12 protein-coding genes are annotated in these 14,561 nt (G+C 66.3%); 2 read left to right on the forward strand and 10 right to left on the reverse strand.

Translation table 11 applies throughout. The features are described from left to right. Nucleotides 1–1,715 (reverse strand): MMPL family transporter (locus G3O00_RS31015; protein ID WP_206145287.1); only part of this gene is annotated, 1,715 nt, incomplete at its 3' end. A gap of 323 nt (nt 1,716–2,038) precedes the next feature. On the opposite strand from G3O00_RS31015, the gene G3O00_RS31020 reads away from it, so the two are divergent. Further along, nucleotides 2,039–2,635: an ABC transporter substrate-binding protein gene (locus tag G3O00_RS31020; protein WP_011353639.1), complete on the forward strand. Its 597-nt coding sequence runs from the start codon at nt 2,039–2,041 to the stop codon at nt 2,633–2,635. A gap of 81 nt (nt 2,636–2,716) precedes the next feature. Here G3O00_RS31020 and G3O00_RS31025 read toward each other — a convergent pair whose 3' ends face one another. Then, complete coding sequence (locus tag G3O00_RS31025; RefSeq protein ID WP_206145288.1) at nt 2,717–3,355, reverse strand: TetR/AcrR family transcriptional regulator; 639 nt, start codon at nt 3,353–3,355, stop codon at nt 2,717–2,719. Nucleotides 3,356–3,499: 144 nt separating this feature from the next. On the opposite strand from G3O00_RS31025, the gene G3O00_RS31030 reads away from it, so the two are divergent. Beyond that, nucleotides 3,500–5,023, forward strand: coding sequence for an MFS transporter (locus G3O00_RS31030; RefSeq protein ID WP_206145289.1), 1,524 nt, complete (start codon nt 3,500–3,502; stop codon nt 5,021–5,023). Between the two features lie 604 nt (nt 5,024–5,627). On the opposite strand, the gene G3O00_RS31035 is transcribed toward G3O00_RS31030, so the two are convergent. The 8 genes from G3O00_RS31035 to glcF all read right to left on the reverse strand — a co-directional run. Then, nucleotides 5,628–6,221 carry a type VI secretion system amidase effector protein Tae4 gene (locus G3O00_RS31035; RefSeq protein ID WP_206145290.1) on the reverse strand — a complete coding sequence of 198 codons (594 nt, stop codon included), beginning with the start codon at nt 6,219–6,221 and terminating at the stop codon, nt 5,628–5,630. Next, nucleotides 6,221–6,784 (reverse strand): PAAR domain-containing protein, encoded by a 564-nt coding sequence (locus G3O00_RS31040; RefSeq protein WP_206145291.1) that lies wholly within the window; start codon nt 6,782–6,784, stop codon nt 6,221–6,223. Before G3O00_RS31040 ends, G3O00_RS31035 begins: the two co-directional genes overlap by 1 nt. Nucleotides 6,785–6,985: 201 nt before the next feature. Then, nucleotides 6,986–7,630 carry a response regulator transcription factor gene (locus G3O00_RS31045; protein ID WP_011353642.1) on the reverse strand — a complete coding sequence of 215 codons (645 nt, stop codon included), beginning with the start codon at nt 7,628–7,630 and terminating at the stop codon, nt 6,986–6,988. Nucleotides 7,631–7,659: 29 nt separating this feature from the next. Beyond that, a complete protein-coding gene (locus tag G3O00_RS31050) occupies nt 7,660–9,045 on the reverse strand; it encodes a cache domain-containing protein (RefSeq protein WP_011353643.1) in 1,386 nt (461 codons plus the stop codon). A 161-nt stretch (nt 9,046–9,206) separates the two neighbouring features. Further along, a complete protein-coding gene (locus G3O00_RS31055; RefSeq protein ID WP_206145292.1) occupies nt 9,207–10,769 on the reverse strand; it encodes a sensor domain-containing diguanylate cyclase in 1,563 nt (520 codons plus the stop codon). Nucleotides 10,770–11,298: 529 nt separating this feature from the next. Further along, entirely contained in the window at nt 11,299–13,473 is a 2,175-nt protein-coding gene (locus G3O00_RS31060; protein WP_206145293.1) for a malate synthase G, read from the reverse strand. A 43-nt stretch (nt 13,474–13,516) separates the two neighbouring features. Next, nucleotides 13,517–13,921: a heme-binding protein gene (locus G3O00_RS31065; RefSeq protein ID WP_174934631.1), complete on the reverse strand. Its 405-nt coding sequence runs from the start codon at nt 13,919–13,921 to the stop codon at nt 13,517–13,519. A gap of 20 nt (nt 13,922–13,941) precedes the next feature. Continuing rightward, on the reverse strand, nt 13,942–14,561 hold a 620-nt coding region (glcF, locus tag G3O00_RS31070), incomplete at its 5' end, for a glycolate oxidase subunit GlcF (protein WP_206145294.1).

A 14,561-nucleotide genomic window follows, 5' to 3' on the forward strand; every position in this document is an offset into this window, starting at 1 on the left:
TCGCGCGGCGCGGGCGGCTGTGTCAGCGCGGGCAGCAGGTCGCTCGCGGCGGCGGCGATCGCCGCGCGCTTGGCCGGCTGGTCGGCGGGAATGAAGGTCGACAGCGTGGTCGTGCGGCCGACTTCGGGCAGCGCGTCGAGGCGCTTCGCGGCAGCGTCGGCCTCCGCGAGCGACGGCGCGAGCATCGTGACGTCGTTGACGGCGGCTTCCGGCGAATCCTTCAGTGCGAGCAGCGTCGCCATCGATTCGCTGTTCGGATCCTTCAGGTGCAGCGGGTTGAAGTCGAAGCGCAGGAACGCGAGCAGCGGCAGCGCGCCGACCACGACCACGAGCGTGCCGATCAGGATCGGCTTGCGATGGCGATCGAGGTAATCGTCGACCGGCGCGAGCCACGGGAAGCCCGGCGTCTTCGATTCGCCCGGCGGCGCGAACAGGCGCAGCAGCGCGGGCAGCAGCGTGAGCGTGGTCAGCAATGCGACGAACATCCCGACGCCCGCGATCAGGCCGAGCTCGGACACGCCGCGATAGGCGGTGGGGATGAACGAGAAGAAGCTCGCCGCGACGGCCGCGGTGGCCAGCGCGAGCGGCATGCCCATCGAGTGCGCGGCGCCGATCAGCGCGTGATCGATGCGCGGATCGCGGAAGCGCTCCTCGCGATACTTCACGCCGTACTGGATCGAGAAGTCGACGCCGAGGCCGACGAACAGCACCATGAACGCGACCGAGATCATGTTCAGCGAGCCGACCATCGCGAGGCCGAGCGCGGCGGTCACGACGAGGCCGACGAACAGCGTGACGAGCACCGAGCCGATCATCCGCTTCGAGCGCAGCGCGAGCCACAGGATGACGAGCACGGCGAGCAGCGTGAAGACGCCGTTGAGCGCCGCGCCATCCTCGACCGACGCGAATTCGTCGTCGGCGAGCGGCTGTTCGCCGGTCAGGCGCACGACCGCGCCGTAGCGCTTCTCGAGGTCGATCGAACGGGCCGCGTCGCGGATCACCTGGCTGGTTTCCGCGCCGGCCTTCAGCGCGCCGTAGTTGACCACGGGCTGCACGGTGACGAACGCGAGTGCGGGTTGCCGCGCGGCATCGTTGTCGACTAGCGCGCGCCACGAGAACGCGGCCGGCTTGCCGGCCAGCACGTCGTCGACCGTCGCGGCGCTGCGGGCGAGCAGCTTCGCCATCGTGGGCAGCTTCACCTGGCCGGTCAGCAGCGGCTGGCCGAGCGTGGTGGCGAGCGTCGTGGCGAGCCCGGTGAGGCTCGGGTTCTTCGCGAGTTCGTTGACGAGCGGGCGCGCGCTCGCGAGCTGCGAGGTCGTATCGGTGACTTCCTGCGGCGACAGGAACAGCAGCCCGTTGTGCTCGAAGAACGGCCCGCCACCGGGCTCGGCGACCTGGCCGATGCGGCCGGCGTCGGCATCCTTCTGCAGCGCTTCGGTCAGCGCTTGCGCGGCGGCATTCGCAAATTCGGGCGCGGGCGCCTCGACGACCGCGAGGATCGTGCCGTTGCGTTGCGGGAACGCTTTGTCGACGGCCTGGCCGAGCGCGGCGAATTGCGGTTCCGCATCGACGAGCTTGCTGATGTCGGTGTTGATCTTGAAATGCTGAGCGACATAGACGCCGCTGAGCGCGGCGATGACGAGCGACAGGACGACGACCGAGACGGGTCGGCGCACCGACCACGCAACGAGTCGGACGATGAGAGATGTCACCATGTGGCGATGGGGAGCGGCTGGCAAGGGCAAAGTAGCCAAGTATACCGGCGCGGCGTGGCGGCGGTCGTGACGTTCGGGGTTACGAGAAGGGAAGGAGATTTGTTCGCGACGGCGGAATCGATACCGAGGGTCGGCCGGTTTGTAAGGGGATATTTACATAAACGGCGCAACGCTGCTTCGACGCGCCACTGCTGGCCTGTGACAAAGGAACCTGAAAGGTAACAGTCGGTCACGGCGGCACACCGAGGCGTCAGGCCCGGTATACTTTGCATCGTCGGCCGGTGCAATGAACCGGTCGTTTTTTCTCATCGAGCGATATTCGTATGAAACGTCATCTGTTTGCTTTCGTCGCGGCAGCCGCCGTGTCGGTTTCCGCTTTTGCGCAGAGCGCGCCGGTCGATATCGTCCGCAATGCGGTCGAGGGCACCGTCACCGCAATGAAGGCCGATCCGGCCGCCCGTGGCGGTGACATGGCGAAAGTCACGCAGGTCGTCGAGCAGCGCTTCCTGCCCGCGACCAACTTCGAGCGCACGACCCGCATCGCGGTCGGCGACGCGTGGAAGCAGGCCACGCCGCAACAGCAGCAGGAGCTGTACAAGCAGTTCAAGCTGCTGATGACGCGCACCTACGCCGCGTCGCTCGCGCAGCTCGGCAGCCAGGACGCGAAGTTCTCGTTCAAGGCCGGCGGCGCGTCGGGTGCCGACGCGCTCGTGCAGTCGACGGTCACGACGCCGGGCGACAGCCAGTCGGTCGGCTATCGTCTCGGCAAGGTCGGCAACGACTGGAAGATCTACGACATCGACATGTCGGGCGCGTGGCTGATCCAGGTCTACCAGGGCCAGTTCAAGAGCCAGCTCGCATCGGGCGGGATCGATGGCCTGATCGCGTATCTGCAGAAGCACAATTCGCGGACGAACTGACAGCCGCTGCGCGGTTCGGAGTCCGGATGCACAAAGGGCGCCCTCGGGCGCCCTTTTTCATTGCTTTGCGCTGACGGCGCGTTACGCGCCGACGCCGAGCATCCGCAGGCAATCGTCGACCACCGCCTCGACGAACGCGGCACGATCCGTTTCCGGTGCCGCGATGATGTGATCGGTCGCGCCATGCACGCCCGCATAGATCAGCAGCGCGGTGACCTGCGGATGCGCCAGCCGCCAGGTGCCGGCCCGTGCGCCGCCGTCGAGAATCGCACCGAGCTGTTCGAGGATCGCGTTCTTGTCGGCATTCGCGCGATCGTGATGGTGATGGTTCGTGTAGACGATATCGTGCGTGCGGTAGGTCGTCGCGTAGGTTTCGATGTTGGTGCGGATCCACGCGCGCAGGCGCGCGAGCCAGTCGTCGGCGTCGCACGCGTCGACCGCGTGCTGTAGTCGGTCGAGGAACGATGACGTGTAGCGCTGCGCGAGCGCGGCGAGCATGTCGGACTTCGATTCGAAGTAGTGATAGAACGTGCCCTTCGCGACCTGCGCGTGCTCGACGATCTCGCTGATGGTCGTCGCTTCCACGCCCTGCGCGAGGAACAGCGCTTCGGCCGCCGCCATCAGTTCCTCGAGTCGCACTTCCGCCGGCTTCGTGCGCGGCTTGCCCGCCGGCACGCCGTCTTTCATTGTCGTGGTCCCTGCCTTGGTCCTGTCCGTCATCGCGCGGCTCGACGCCCGTTCGTGCAAAGCCCGCAGTTTAGGCCAGCGCCCTGCTCACGGCCAATTCAATCAATTGACCGACGGTCAGTCGATATATATGATGAGAATCATTCTCATCTTCGTGCCCGGGAAGGGCTGACCACCATGCCTCGTTATCGTCGCGCCGCACTCGTCCTGGCCGCCTGTCTCGGCACCTTTCTCGCCACGCTCGACATCAGCATCGTCAACGTCGCGCTGCCGACGCTGCAGACGGCGCTCGACACCGATATCGGCGGCCTTCAGTGGGTCGTCAATGCGTATGCGCTCGCGTTGTCCGCGTTCATGCTGTCGGCCGGGCCGCTCGGCGATCGCTACGGGCACAAGCGCGTGTGGCTTGCCAGCGTGATCCTGTTCACGGCCGGGTCGGTGGTCTGTGCGTGCGCGGGCAGCATCGAGCCGCTGCTGATCGGACGCGCGATCCAGGGGCTCGCCGGCGCATTGCTGATACCGGGCGCGATGCCGATCCTCACGCATGCGTTTCCCGATGCGCGCGAGCGCGCCCGCGCGATCGGCGGGTGGTCCGCGTTCAGTGCGCTCGCGCTGATCCTCGGGCCGCTGGTGGGCGGCCTGCTCGTCGAGCATGGCGGCTGGCAGAACATCTTCCTCGTCAACGTGCCGATCGGCATCGTGACCGTGCTGCTCGGCGCATGGGGCATTCCGGAGCGCCGGCATCCGCAGCACGCGGCGTTCGATCCGCTCGGCCAGGTGTTGAGCGTGGTCTGGCTCGGGCTGCTCACGTACGGGTTGATCGGCATCGGCGAAGCCGGCGCGTGGCATGTGAAGGTGCTCGTGCCGCTGGCGGGCGCCGCGGTGGCGTTCGTCGTGTTCGTGCGGGTCGAAACGCGCGTCGAGCGGCCGCTCCTGCCGGTCTGGCTGTTTCGCGACCGGCGGCTGGTGCGCGCCAATCTCGCGTCGTTCGTGCTCGGGTTCTCGGGGTACAGCAGCCTGTTCTTCCTGTCGCTGTTCCTGCAGCAGGCGCAGGGGCGCACGCCGGCCGAGGCAGGCTGGCAACTGATGCCGCAGTTCGTGATGACCGCGATCACGTCGATGCTGTTCGGGCGCATCGCGGCGCGCATTCCGTTGCACGCGCTGATGGTGGCCGGTTATGGGCTGATCGGCGCGATGCTCGCGGTCATGGCCGGTTTCGGCGTGGGAACGCCGTACCTGCCGGTCGGCATCGCGCTGGCGGTGCTCGGCGTCGGCATGGGGCTCGCGGTGCCCGCGACCGGCATGACCGTGATGGAACTGGCGCCGGCCGAGCGCGCGGGCATGGCGTCGGCGACGATGAACGCGTTGCGCCAGACCGGGATGAGCATGGGCATCGCGGTGCTCGGCAGCATGATGAGCGTCGGTGCGCTGCACCGGATGACGGACGCGATGCAGGCGGCCGGCAGCGCCCACGCGGATACGCTCGCGCGGCAGGCTGTGATGGAGCATGTGTTTGCGGCAGGGCGCCCGGCGCTGCTCGGCGCGTATCGGGACGCGATGGCGCACGGGTTTTCGATCGCGGTTTTGTGCTCTGGAATCCTGAGTGTTGGCGTGGCAGTGATGCTGATGATGCGGCGTGAAGTCAGTCGAAAACAAGGTATTGCGCCGATGTCGTGCGCGACGCAATCGCGGCCGGATTGATCGCGACCGGTCAACTTCGCATCCTATCGAATCACATATGACGCGATGTAGATCAGCAGCGTAGGCGTCGCCAAGGCGATCAAGGAGAGCACCCATTTTCGTGTCGTGACGCGCTGACGCCCGATTCGCCAACCCGCGAAGGCAAATGCAAGCGATGGGCCGAGTAGCAACACGATGAGCAGTGCGAAAACTGGCCAGGGCGGTGAGCAGAGATCGATTTCGTAGCAGGAATGCCGATCGACGTGCAGTCGCCAACCGGTATGAATCCGCCAATCGATCCGGCTTCCGATCCAGCATGCGAGCCACGTGGTAACCAGACCTGCGATTCCGTACAGGAGTGAGAGTCCTCCACGCCTTATTCTTGGCCACATGTCCGAGGATTAACGTGATTTCCTGCGAGGCACGATGCTCGCTGAGACAATTGCAAAGATGACAGACAGCCCACCCCATCCTGCGAAGAACGCATTCGCGATTTCCGGGTTCGTATCGAAAAGACTACCTCTGCCGTGCAGGACGAATGTTCCGTATACGTAGAGAGATCCCCAGCAGATCACGGTGGCGAAGGCTACGCCGACAAGTGCGCCCCCTACAGCGGCAACGAATTTCATTTGACGGGAAAGAACAAGATGGTTTTCGAGTTGCGGAAATCAGACCAGAAACCCGCTATGACAATATTCCACGAAATCCGGATGCCTGATGCGAAACCGGTGAGCCTGCTTCCATTCCAGAGGTCGATATGGCCGCCGCTCAAATTGTCTGGCGAATCGCCGTCCTGCAACCAATAGCCGTCGAAAAAGACAATTCCGGTTCGACTTGCAACTTTGCTTGCCCAATCGCGTCCCGTAATGTTTTCGGGTGCCAGCACGCCGGCGACCGGCCTCAGCTTCAACCACTCGGCGAACTCATATGCGCGTGTGGCTGTCGGCTTTCCTCGGATCTGGATGCGGCCTAGGGTCGGTTTGCCCGGCATCGGCCGAACCCGCTTCTGCGAAAACGACTTCATTTCGATGCCGACATTGTGCAGCGTCACGCTCATTCGGATAGCGCACTGATTCTTGTATTGTCCGTCTGGATCCTTATACGGATTTCCGTGTGCGTAGTTGCTCCAGAGTTCGGAAAATGTCACCGACTTCAGTTCGACTTCCTTGTGCGATTTTGGCACTGCGGTCGTTTTGACGACAGTTTTCCCATTCGGCATTACACGTCCTTATCGCGTCTTGCGAGTGCTTCATCACCCCAAAGAACCGTGTATTCGCTCTCGTTTGCAGTGTGAATGCGGGGGAGATATCCGCTGTCGTCGAGTTGGCCTGAGTGAATACGCCCGTCAGGCGTTTCGATCACATACGGATAGCCATTTGACGCGCCGCTTCCGACGGCACGAACAGACTCGTCATAAGCGCCCGAGCTTGGCGGTGCGACACCGCCTGTCCGGCTTGCTCCGGGGGCAGCGGTGTCCATTTCGTCTGCCGAGTCGCCACACCATGCGTCACTTGCGAGCATGGCAACGATACGCGGCGGCGTTGGGCATTTGCATAAAACGACATCACCATCGACGGCTACCTCGCCCATGAATTCTATGCGCCGTAATCCGCCGACCTTGGCAATCGGCCCCGTGCTCTGACAGGCGTCGCAGAATGCAAGTCCGCCGATGAGTGCAGCCTGGTGGTCGGCGTTGCCGAACGTGAATGTCGGCCCGGCGTAGGCAAGGATTCGTCCCCCGGTTTCCAGTTCGTCTCCAGCAACCGCGATACGGCGCATCATGATTCACCCTCGATTCAGAGTACCGGTGTATGTCAGCGATGCCCGGTGCCGCATGACAAGTTCACGTGCTCGTCATGCGAATCATGGGCAGGTCGCTCGATTCGGTAAGCGAAAGGATTCCATCAACCTGATGTGAGGTCGATTGGACGAGTATGAAAATTGGGTGCGCGAATTGCGCGCGATGTCACCGGATCGGCACGCCTACCTTCGCCGATGCTCGACCGCAAACTTGATCAGCTCGGCCTGCCCTTCTATCTCCAGCTTGCGCTTCAGATTGAGCCGGTGCGTCTCGACCGTGCGCACCGACAGCCCCGTCTGCTGCGCGATCTGCTTGCTCGACAGCCCTTCCGCCAGCGCGTCGAGGATGTCGCGTTCGCGCGGCGTGAGCCGGTCGAGCGGCGACGCGGTCGCGCTTGCGTGGATCATCCGCGCGGCGAGCCCTTCGCTGAAGAACGTCTGGCCGGCCAGCACCGCGCCGATCGCGCGCACGATCTCGCTCGCAGGCGAATCCTTCAGCAGGTAGCCGCTCGCGCCGGCACGCACGGCCTGCGTCACGTATTCGACGTTGTCGTGCATCGACAGCATCAGCACGCGGATGCCCGGAAAGCGCTCGTGGAATACGCCCGCGAGCGTGATGCCGTTCATCCCGTTCATGCCGACGTCCATCAGCGCGAGATCGGGTTCGAGCGACGCGGCGAGCGCGAGCGCCTCGTCGGCGTTGCCGGCTTCGCCGACCACGGACAGGTCGGCCGCTTCGAGCCGCATCCGCAGGCCGTCGCGCACGAGCGGGTGATCGTCGACGAGCAGCAGTCGGGCGACGGGCCGGGCGGTGTCGGGGGCGCTCATGCGTGAAAGGTCTCCTGTGATGGGGCGCGTCATGACGCGGCGCCGGGCAGCGGTACGCGCGCGGCGACGATCGTGTGGCCGACCTGCGACGAGATCGTCAGCATGCCGCCGAGCGCGTCGAGGCGCTCGCGCATGTTGCGCAGGCCGATGCCGCGCCGTGCGTCGGCCTGCGAGCGTTCGGCGTCGAAGCCGCAGCCGTTGTCGGCGATGGTCAGCGTGACGGAATGTGCGCCGACGTCGAGCGTGACGGCCGCGCGCGACGCCTGCGCATGATGCACGATGTTGCTGAGCGCTTCCTGGGCGATCCGGAACAGCGCGGTGTTGACGGCTTCGGGCAGCGGCCGGGTGCCGCTGTGCGCAACCTGCGTATAGCCGATGTCGATGCCGCTTTCGGCGCCGAGTTCGCGAACCAGCTGTTCGAGCGCGGCTGCGAGGCCGAGGTCGTCGAGCATGGATGGACGCAGCGCATGCGAGATGCGCCGCACTTCGCGCAGCGTGTCGCCGAGCCGTCCGACGCCCGATGCGAGCGCCTGCTCGGCTTCGGGCAGGCGCGCCGTGCCGCGTTCGAAACGGGCGAGCGCGGATTCGAGCATCAGTTTCGCGGACACCATCATCTGGCTGATCCCGTCATGCAGCTCGCGCGACAGCCGCGCGCGCTCCTGCTCCTGCGATTCGACCACACGTTGCGCGAGCAGCTTGAGCTTCGCGTCGGCGCTGCGCGACTCGCTGACGTTCAGCACCAGCGCGCACACGGCGATCGCCGCTGCACCCGTGAGCGCGATCGCGGTGAGCCAGCTCATCGTGCGCTCGATGTTCGCGGACGCGCGTGCGTCGATGCGCTGCAGCGCGGTGTCGACGTCGTCGAGATAGATGCCGGTGCCGACCATCCAGCCCCAGCGTTCGAGCGCGACGACATAGCCGAGTTTCGGTGCGACGCGGCCCGTCGACGGCCGTTGCCAGGCGTAGCGCACGTAGCCGCCGCCGCTCGCCGCCGCGCCGATCAGCTTCTGGATCGTCAGTGCGCCCTGCGGGTCGCGCATCGACCAGTAGTTATGGCCGACGCGTTCGGGCTCGCGCGGATGCATCAGCGAATTGCCGTGCAGGTCGTATACGAAGAAATAGCCGTCGGGGCCGAAATCCATCTTCTGCAGCATCGCGAGCGCCTGCGTGCGGAGCATCGCGTCGTCGCGCGCGTTGCGGCCGCTCGCGTCGTAGAGCGGCATGATCGCGCTCGTTGCCAGCTCGACATAGTGCTTCAGCTCGACTTCCTTGCTCGACAGGTAGGCGGCCTGGATCGTCGCGTGCTGCGTGCGCGCGAGGGACGTCGCCTGCTGGCGCACGCCGAAGCCGATGCCGGCGATCGCGAGCAGGAACGGCACGATGGCCAGAAGGAAGATCTTTGCCTTGAGTCTCATGGTGGTGCGAAGCGGCCGCGCACCCGAGCGGGCCGGCCGGGCGCGTCAGCCGTGCGGCGGCGTGTCGAGGCGACATTGTCGGTGATTTTGCGCACGGGCGGCGATGGCGGCCCGGCGGCCACCCTGCTGCTGCTCGGCGGCGCGGGGTGTGTCCCGGCCGCTCAGGCCCGCCGCGCCGCGAGGCCGCCGGAAGCGGCCGCATGCACGACGATGCGGTTGCGCCCGCCTTCCTTCGCGCGATACAGCGCGTCGTCGGCGAGTTTCAGCGCGCCCTGCATGTCGTCGTCGTGTTCGGGATAGCTGGTCGTCACGCCGATGCTCACCGTCAGGCGGCCGGACGTACCGGCATCGTGCCGGATGCCGAGATCCAGGATGCCGGTGCGGATCGTCTCGGCGATCGCCACTGCACCGGTCGTGTCGACGTCGGGCAGCACGACGAGGAACTCCTCGCCGCCGTAGCGCGCCGCGTAATCGGCCGGGCGGCGCAGGCAGCCGGCGATGCAGTGGCCGACCGCGGCGAGCGCGTCGTCGCCGGCCTGGTGCCCTTGCGTGTCGTTGTAGCGCTTGAAGTAATCGACGTCGATGAACAGCAGCGACAGCGCGTGCTGCGAGCGCGCGGCACGGCGCCATTCGCGCGCGAGCGTGACGTCGAGCATCCGGCGGTTGTCGAGGCCGGTGAGGCCGTCGGTGCGCGCGAGCGCCTGCAGTTCGGTTTCTGCGCGGTGGCGCTTGCGCAGTTGCACGTCGAGCAGCAGCGACAGGCCGACGAAGCCGATCGCGAGCGCAACCATTGCGGAGCCGATCGGAATCGCACGGTCGTACCACGCGGCGTAGGTATCGGCTTCCGAGCGCGCGACCATGATGATGAGCGGCAGGTTCTCGAGGTGCCGGAACACGTACAGGCGCCGCACGCCGTCGATCGACGCGGTGTCGGCGAAGCTCCCTTCATTGGCGCTCATGAACCGCCGGAACGTGCTCGCGCGGCTGATGTCGCGGCCGACGATCTTGGGATCGTAAGGCTCGCGCGCGAGCATCTTGCCGTCCGTGTTGATCAGCGCGATCGAGCCGCGATCGCCAAGCGACAGGCGCGAGAACAGGTTCTGGAAATATTCGAGCCGGATCGACATCACGGCGACGCCGCCGAACGAGCCGTCGGGCTTCGTGATCCGCCGGCTGAGCGCGATGCTCGGCGAGCCGCCGCGCAGCCGCGAGTGATACGGGGGGCTGACGTACAGGCCGGCGTCGGGATGGTCGCGGTGTACGGTGAAGTACGGTTCGTTGCCGAAGTTGGCTTTGCGCGGCACGTCGCTCTTGCCGTCGACCGAGATGTCGCCCTTTGCGTCGAGCACGTAGATCCCGCCGAGGTACTTGGCCGTCGTCGCGCGGTCGAACAGCACCTGGCGGCGCAGCGGCATCGGCAGCTTGACGACGTCGGGGTCGTTCTCGCCTTCGACGACGGCCTGCAGCGACAGCGAATAGATCTCGATGTTGCGCTCGATGTCCCACGACGCCATCAGCGCAAGATTCTGCTGCATCGCGGCCGAGCGGTCGCGCGCGTCGATGCGGCCTTCGTACAGCACGACCCCGCACAGGAGCAGCAGGACCAGCGCGATCAGCAGCCCGGCATAGAAGATCAGGTGCGGCAGCAGGAACCGGCGCAGATGAGCGGCGACACGGCTCGTCAGGCCGGATTCGCTGGGCATTGCGTAGTCGGTTTCTGCCATGGTCGGTGGATCGATGGGCATTGCCGCCGGGAGGCGGGCCGATGCGATTGTTCGTATGACGTGCCGGCGGCGATCCGTTACGCGACCATTCCGACGCCTTCCTGCCGGCCGGCGGAGAAAATGGACGCCGATTATCGGTAACCGCGGCCAGATATACCGGTAAATCAAGCATTTACTGGTGACATCTGCGCCGATTCAACGATCCGACGAATCGGGCAACGCGAATTCAACGGAGTATAACGCGCGCGTCCGCGTGCGCGGAAAATGTTGCGGACCGTTGATCCGGATCAAATTACAGTGAATTCACGGGCTTGCGGATATCGGGCAGAGCGTTCCAGCGCAAGGCTTTGCGGCATGCAGGGACGTCGCGCGCGGCATCCGGCTGCCGATTCCCTCCGGTTAACGGCACGCGAACGCGAAAAATGAAGGCAGACGATTTGCGCCGATTATCCGTTTCAACGGTCGGGCGAACGCGAAAATGAAAACGGGCGGCCGTTGCGGCCGCCCGTTTCGTGAAGCACGCCTGCGCTTAACCGCCGTGCTGTTGCGCCTTGAACGCGAGGCGGAACCGGTGCAGCAGCGGCTCGGTATAGCCGCTCGGCTGCGACGTGCCCTGCAGCGCGAGCGCGCACGCGGCCTTGAACGCGGTCGACTGGTCGTAGCCGGGCGCCATCGGGCGATAGTTCGGGTCGCCGGCGTTCTGCTGGTCGACGACGCGCGCCATCCGCTTGAACACGTCGAGCACGAACGCCTCGGTGATCACGCCGTGGCGCAGCCAGTTCGCGATGTGCTGGCTCGAGATGCGCAGCGTCGCGCGGTCTTCCATCAGGCCGACGTCGTGGATGTCGGGCACCTTCGAGCAGCCGACGCCCTGTTCGACCCAGCGCACGACGTAGCCGAGGATGCCCTGCGCGTTGTTCTCGACTTCGCTCAGGATCTCGGCCTCGCTCCACGCGGCGCGCTCGACGACCGGCACGGTCAGCAGGCCTTCGAGCAGCGCGTCGCGTTCGCTGGCGTACGGCGTCTTTTCGAGTTCCTGCTGGACGGCCTGCACGTCGACGAGGTGGTAGTGCAGCGCGTGCAGCGTCGCGGCGGTCGGCGACGGCACCCATGCGGTGTTCGCGCCGGCGCGCGGATGCGCGATCTTCTGCTCGAGCATCGCGTGCATCAGGTCCGGCATCGCCCACATGCCCTTGCCGATCTGTGCACGGCCGCGCAGGCCGGCCGACAGGCCCGCGAGCACGTTGTTGCGCTCGTACGACTGGATCCACGCCGACGACTTCATGTCGCCCTTGCGGATCATCGGGCCCGCTTCCATCGCGGTATGCATCTCGTCGCCGGTGCGATCGAGGAAGCCGGTGTTGATGAACGCCACGCGCGCGGCGGCCGCGACGATACAGGCGGCGAGGTTCACGCTGGTGCGGCGCTCCTCGTCCATGATGCCCATCTTCAGCGTGTTGCGCGGCAGGTTGTACAGGTCCTCGATGCGCGCGAACAGCGTATCGGCGAACGCGACTTCGACCGGGCCGTGCATCTTCGGCTTCACGATGTAGATCGAGCCGGTGCGCGAGTTGCGCTTCGCCTTCAGGTCGTGTAGCGAGCACAGCACCGTGACGACGCCGTCGAGAATCCCTTCCGGAATCTCGTTGCCGTCACGGTCGAGCACTGCGCCGTTGGTCATCAGGTGGCCGACGTTGCGCACGAACAGCAGCGAGCGGCCGTGCAGCGACAGCCTGCCGCCGGCCGGCGTGGTGTACTCGCGGTCGGCGTTCAGGCGGCGCGTGAAGCTCTTGCCGCCCTTCGCGACTTCCTCGACCAGCGTGCCCTGCATCAGGCCGAGCCAGTTGCGGTAGAGCTGGACCTTGTCTTCTGCGTCCACCGCCGCGACCGAATCCTCGCAGTCGATGATCGTGCTGACCGCGGCTTCGAGCACGACGTCCTTCACGTTCGCGAGATCGGCACGGCCGATCGGCGTCGACGCGTCGATCTGGATCTCGAGGTGCAGGCCGTTGTGCTTCAGCAGGATCGCGGACGGTGCGTCGGCCGCGCCCTGGTAGCCGACGAACTGCGCCGGCTGCGCGAGGCCCACGATGCCCTTCGCGGTTTCGACGGCGAGCTGGCCGTCCTGCACGCGGTAGCGCAGCGCGTCGCGGTGCGAGCCGCTCGCGAGCGGCGCCGCGTTGTCGAGCACGTTGCGCGCGTAGTCGATCACGCGCTGGCCGCGCGTCGGGTTGTAGGTCGCGGTGCGTTCGGCGCCGCCGTCTTCAGGCAGCGCATCGGTGCCGTACAGCGCGTCGTACAGGCTGCCCCAGCGGGCGTTCGCGGCGTTCAGCGCGTAGCGCGCGTTCGACAGCGGCACGACGAGCTGCGGGCCTGCCTGCGTGGCGATCTCGCTGTCGACGTTCGCGGTGGCTGCCGCGACGTTCGACGGGACCGGCACGAGGTAGCCGATTTGTTCGAGGAACGCGCGATACGCGGCGTGGTCGCGCACGGGGCCGGGGTGCGCGCGGTGCCAGGTGTCGAGTTCCTGCTGCAGGCGGTCGCGTTCCGCGAGCAGCTCGCGGTTGCGCGGCGCCAGGTCGTGCACCAGGGCCGAGAAACCGCTCCAGAACGCGGCCTTGTCGATGCCGGTGCCCGGCAGCGCTTCGTTTTCAATGAACTGGCTCAGCGCTGGCGCGACTTGCAGTCCTGCTTGGTCGATCATCGTTAATCCTCCCGGGGAAAAAATCGCGCGCGGCTTTGGCTGGTTATACCGCGACGCTTTGTGTGCCGGCGCGGGCGATCTGCGCGTCCTGTTCGGACTTTACGCCAGACACGCCGATCGCGCCCGCGATCCGGCCGCCCACCGTGACCGGTACGCCGCCTTCGAGCAACCCCGTCAGCGGCACGCTGAGAAACGCGGTGCGGCCACCGTTGATCATATCCTCATACGCCTTCGTCTCGCGCCGGCCGAGCGCCGCCGCGCGCGCCTTGTCCTGCGCGATATAGGTGCTGGCCGGCGATGCGCCGTCCAGCCGCGCGAACGCGAGCAGGTGGCCGCCGTCGTCGACGACGGCGATCGATACGGCCCAGCCGTGGCGTTCCGCTTCCGCGCGGGCGGCGGCGAGCATGCGGTCGGCATCGGCAAGTTCGAGTTCGGGTTTCGTCTGCATGGCATTCCTCCGGAATCAGGTCAGTTGACGAGGTGGTTGTCGACGAGCTCGATCCAGTGGCGCACGGCCGTGCGGCCTGCGCCGTTCAAGTGAGTCTGGCAGCCGACGTTGGCCGTGACAATCAGGTCGGGCCGCGCGGCTTCAAGCGCGTCGAGCCGGTTGTCGCGCAGTTGCGTCGCGAGTTCGGGCTGTGTCAGCGAATACGTGCCGGCCGAGCCGCAGCACAGATGGCCGTCGGCGACATTCGTCAGATCGAAGCCGAGCTGCGTCAGGATGCGCTCGACCGCGCCGCCGAGGCGCTGTGCGTGCTGCAGCGTGCACGGGCAGTGCACCGCGATGCGACGTGGCGTCGAACCGGCCAGCGCGTCGAGCGGCTCGGCCGCGATCACTTCGGCGAGATCGCGTGCGAGCGCGCTGACGCGGTGCGCTTTCTCCGCATAGACGGGGTCGGAACGCAGCAGGTCGCCGTACTCCTTGACGAAGGCGCCGCAGCCGCTCGCCGTCAGCACGATCGCTTCCGCGCCCGCTTCGATCGCGGGCCACCATGCGTCGATATTGCGGCGCGCACGGGCGAGGCCGGCATCCTGCGCGTTCAGGTGATATTCGGTCGCGCCGCAACAGCCGGCTTCGCGCGCCGGGG

It is taken from the genome of Burkholderia sp. Ac-20384 (genome assembly GCF_017104605.1).
In the GTDB taxonomy this organism is placed as follows: domain Bacteria; phylum Pseudomonadota; class Gammaproteobacteria; order Burkholderiales; family Burkholderiaceae; genus Burkholderia; species Burkholderia lata.